The sequence below is a fragment of the Stenotrophomonas maltophilia genome, from assembly GCF_003970865.1.
GTDB lineage: Bacteria > Pseudomonadota > Gammaproteobacteria > Xanthomonadales > Xanthomonadaceae > Stenotrophomonas > Stenotrophomonas maltophilia_AR.
Window position 1 is genome coordinate 1 of sequence record NZ_RXLZ01000122.1, and the last position, 4,183, is coordinate 4,183.

The 4,183-nt window shown below is 68.6% G+C and carries 2 protein-coding genes and 1 pseudogene; all 3 read right to left on the bottom strand.

Annotation, left to right across the window (positions count from 1 at the left end; genetic code table 11):
• Nucleotides 1–160 precede the first annotated feature (160 nt).
• Nucleotides 161–518, bottom strand: a pseudogene (locus tag EKL94_RS22725) (flagellar biosynthesis protein FlhF); the annotation flags it as partial.
• Nucleotides 519–663: 145 nt separating this feature from the next.
• Nucleotides 664–2,724, bottom strand: a complete 2,061-nt coding sequence (gene flhA, locus EKL94_RS21900; protein WP_185830077.1) for a flagellar biosynthesis protein FlhA — start codon at nt 2,722–2,724, stop codon at nt 664–666.
• Nucleotides 2,725–2,768: 44 nt separating this feature from the next.
• The gene (gene flhB / locus EKL94_RS21905) at nt 2,769–3,899 is read right to left on the bottom strand and encodes a flagellar biosynthesis protein FlhB (RefSeq protein WP_126930623.1); all 1,131 of its coding nucleotides are present in this window, start codon (nt 3,897–3,899) and stop codon (nt 2,769–2,771) included.
• Nucleotides 3,900–4,183 lie beyond the last annotated feature (284 nt).

The window sequence follows — 4,183 nt, forward strand, 5'->3', positions numbered from 1 at the left end:
GGGGGGGGGGGGGGGGGGGGGGGGGGGGGGGGGGGGGGGGGGGGGGGGGGGGGCCGGGGAAACGGGGGCGAAGTGGGGGGCGGGGGGGGGGGGGGGGGGGGGGGGGGGGGGGGCGGGGGGGCGGGGGAGCCGGGGGTGCCGGGGGGTGGCCCGGTCTGGGGGGCGGGGTCCAGGGTGCGGGCGGTGGCGGCGGACGCAGCGCGGGCGAGGGCGGGCACCGCCGAGGTGGTGGCGGCGACCGGTTCCGGCGCCGGGGTGCTGCTGCGGCGGCGGGTGACCGCGGCGATCACCGCGTCGGCGGCGGTGCGCGGCTTCGGCGCCGGCGGCGGAGCGATGTCACGACGCGAGGCTTCCAGTGCACGCTGCACGGCGCTCTCATCGTAGTTGGCGGCGGCGACGATCTCGATGCCTTCCTCGATCCGGCGGTTGGACAGGATCACGGCGTCAGGACCATGTTCCTTGCGCACCAGGTTCATGGCCGAGCGCATGTCGGCGGCGACGAATCGTTTGATTTTCATGCTGTGGTCACGGGACGAAGACGGCGGGGTGGCGGTCGGGGAACTCGGGTGGTCGGTGGTCTGCACGGTGCGGGTTCCCCTTGGTATCTGTCTGTTGCGTTGGTTCGAAAGGGGTGTCTGTTTTCTGGCGCATCGGAGGGCGGCGTCAGCTGATCGTTCCGACCAGCTTCAGGCCCTTGTCCTCCGGCACCTCGCTGTAGGCCAGGACCGACAGCGCCGGAACGCTGGGGCGGACCAGGCGGGCCAGCGCGGCGCGCACCGGGCCAGGTACCAGCACGACCGCGGGCTCGTTGCGGGCTTCCTGCTTGCTGACACATTCGGCCAGGCTCTGGTGCAGTCGCTCAGCGAGTCCGGGTTCCAGCGCGGCGCCGTTGCCCTGCGTGGACTCCTGCAAGACACGTTCCAATTGCGGGTTGAGGGTGAACACCGGCAGCTCCGCCGACATTCCGGCGATCTCCTGCACGATGAAGCGGCCCAGTGCGGTGCGCACGGCGGCGGTCAGCACGGCCGGGTCCTGGCTGTTCGGCGCGTGTTCGACCAGTGCTTCGGCGATCTTGCGCAGCTGGCGGATCGGAATGCGTTCGATCAGCAGGTTCTGCAGCACGCGCACCACCGCCGACAGCGGCAGCGCCTTCGGCGTCAGATCTTCGACGAGCTTGGGCGCGCTCTTGGCCAGGTTGGCCAGCAGGTGCTGCACTTCCTCGTGGCCGAGCAGTTCCGGCGCGTGCTCACGGATCAGGTGCGAGAGGTGGGTGGCAACCACGGTGGCCGGGTCGACCACGGTGTAGCCCAGCGTTTCTGCCTGGGCACGCTGGTGCGGCTGGATCCAGGTGGCATCCAGGCCGAACGCGGGGTCCTTGCCGGCGATGCCTTCCAGCGCGCCGAGGGCGCTGCCCGGGTCCAGGGCCAGCTCGCGGTCGGGGTGGATCTCGGCGGTGGCCACCGGCACGCCGTGCACCAGCACGCGATAGCCGTTGGCTGGCAGTTCCAGATTGTCGCGGATATGCACCGACGGGATCAGGAAGCCGACGTCCTGGGTCAGCTTGCGGCGCACGCCCTTGATGCGCGCCATCAGTTCGCCACCCTGGTTGGCGTCCACCAGCGGGATCAACCGGTAGCCGACCTCCAGGCCCAGCGGATCGACCGGACGCAGCTCGTCCCAGCTCAGCTCCGCGGTCGGTGCCGGTGCAGCCGGGCGGCCGAGTGCGTTGAGCGCGGCAGCGTCATTGCCGGCGGCTGCCGGATCGGTGGCCGCGGCCTTGCCCTTGCGGTACACCTTCCAGGCGATGAAGCCGAGGATCGCGGACAGCGTCAGGAAAGCGACGTTGGGCATGCCCGGCACCAGGCCAACCACGCCGATGATGCCGGCGGTGATCGCCAGCGCGCGGTACTGGCCGAACACCTGGCCGGTCATGGCCTGCGCCATGTCCTGCGAACGCGAGGCACGGGTGACCAGCATGGCCACGGCGCTGGAGACCAGCAGGGCCGGCAGCTGCGCCACCAGGCCGTCACCGATCGACAGCAGGGTGTAGGTGGCCGCCGCGTCGCCGAACGGCATGCCATGCTGCAGCACGCCCACGGCCAGGCCGCCGAGCATGTTGATGAACAGGATCAGGATGCCGGCGATGGCGTCGCCGCGGATGAATTTGCTGGCACCGTCCATCGCGCCGTAGAAGTCGGCTTCCTCGCGGACTTCCTCGCGGCGAAGCTTGGCTTCTTCACGCGTCAGCAAACCGGCGTTGAGGTCGGCGTCGATCGCCATCTGCTTGCCGGGCATCGCGTCCAGGATGAAGCGCGCGGTCACTTCCGAGACGCGGCCGGCGCCCTTGGTGATCACCACGAAGTTGATGATGGTGAGGATCGCGAACACCACGATGCCCACCGCGTAGTTGCCGCCGATCACGAATTCGCCGAAGGCGGCGATGACCTTGCCCGCGGCGTCGTGGCCGTTCTGGCCGTTGAGCAGGATGACGCGGGTGGAGGCCACGTTCAGCGCCAGCCGCAGCATGGTGGTGATCAGCAGCACGATCGGGAAGATGGTGAAGTCCAGCGGGCGCTTCACGTAGACCACCGCCAGCAGCACCATCAGCGAGATGGCGATGTTGAAGGTGAACAGCGCGTCGAGCACCGGCGCGGCCAGCGGCACCACGACCATGGCCAGCAGGGCCAGCACGATCAGCGGCGCGCCAAGGCCCTGGCGGATCATTTCCAGGGCGCGGCGGGTGTTGAAACCGGAGGAGGGCTGGGCGCTCACGGGCGGCCTCCCTTGCCGAATTCATCCACCTGGATGTGCGGGGCGTCCGGCATCGGGCCAGTGCGCCAGGCGCGCAGCTGGTAGACGTAGGACAGGACCTGGGCGACGGCCGAATACAGTCTCACGGGGATTTCCTTTCCGGGTTGGCCTTCCCGATACAAGGCGCGTGCCAAAGGCGGGGCGGAGACGATCGCGACCTTGTTGCCGTCGGCCACTTCACGGATGCGCAGGGCGGTCTCGTCCACGCCCAGGGCGACCACGGTGGGGGCGTTCATGGCGCCGCCCTCGTACTTCAGCGCCACCGCGTAGTGGGTGGGGTTGACCACCACCACGTCGGCAGTGGGCACCGCTTCCATCATCCGGCGGTTGGCCATCTGCTGCTGCAGCTGGCGGATACGGCCCTTGACCTCGGGGCTGCCCTCGCTTTCCTTCATTTCCCGACGCAGCTCTTCACGGGTCATCTTCAGCTTGCGCATCCAGTTCCAGCGCTGGTACGGGGCGTCGATGGCGGCCAGCACCAGCATCGCGCCGGCGGTGGCCAGCAGCAGGCGCAGGGTGAAACCGAGGCCGTCGGTGATGGCGGTCTCCAGCGGGTGGTGGATCAGTCCGCGCAGGGTGTCGAAGCCGGTCCAGACCACCAGCCCGGCGGCGACGCCGACGAAGGCCACGCGCAGCAGTGATTTGGTGAACTCGGCAATGGCCTCGGGGCCATACAGGCGTTTGATCCCGCTCATCGGGTTCATGCGGTTGATGTCGGGCAGCAGCGCCTTCTGCGACCAGCGCAGGCCGCCCATCACCAGCGGGGCGACGAAACTGGCCAGCAGGCAGACCAGCACCAGCGGCGCGATCACCAGCATGAACTGCAGCAGCAGGTCGCCGAAGTGGCCGAACAGTTCCTTCGGGTTCTGCCGAAGGCTCTGTTCGGGGTTGAGCGCGTGCTTCATCCAGGCACTGGCGCCGCGGCCGATCGAGCCGCTCATGGCCATCACCGCCAGTACGCCGGCACCGAACACGGCGGCGGTGCCGAGTTCGCGCGAGCGCGGCAGGTTGCCCTGTTCACGGGCGTCGCGCAGGCGTTTTTCGGTAGGTTGTTCGGTCTTTTCGCCGGCGGATTCGTTCTCGGACATCACGGGCACTGCGGCAGGGGATGCCGGGGTGCGTGCAAGAACTGTTCCGTGATGGGCCGTTGCCTATCCACGCATGGCGTGGATCTACCGGGGCAGGGAGCGGGGCGGCCCCATCCACGCGTGGTGTGGCTCAACTCCTGCCCCTTTAGACAATCGACACAGCCCACGAATAGATACGTGGTAGTATCTCGGGGTACCGTGTGATGCAACGAAATAACACACAGAGAAGCATTGACGGACGGAAGGTGATCTCAACATGAATGACAGGCAGCTATACACTAAGA

What these genes read in the sequence shown, in the direction of transcription:
- flhA (WP_185830077.1), bottom strand. Translation starts at nt 2,724, where the DNA reads ATGATCCGCCAGGGCCTTGGCGCGCCGCTGATCGTGCTGGCCCTGCTG.
- flhB (WP_126930623.1), bottom strand. Translation starts at nt 3,899, where the DNA reads ATGTCCGAGAACGAATCCGCCGGCGAAAAGACCGAACAACCTACCGAA.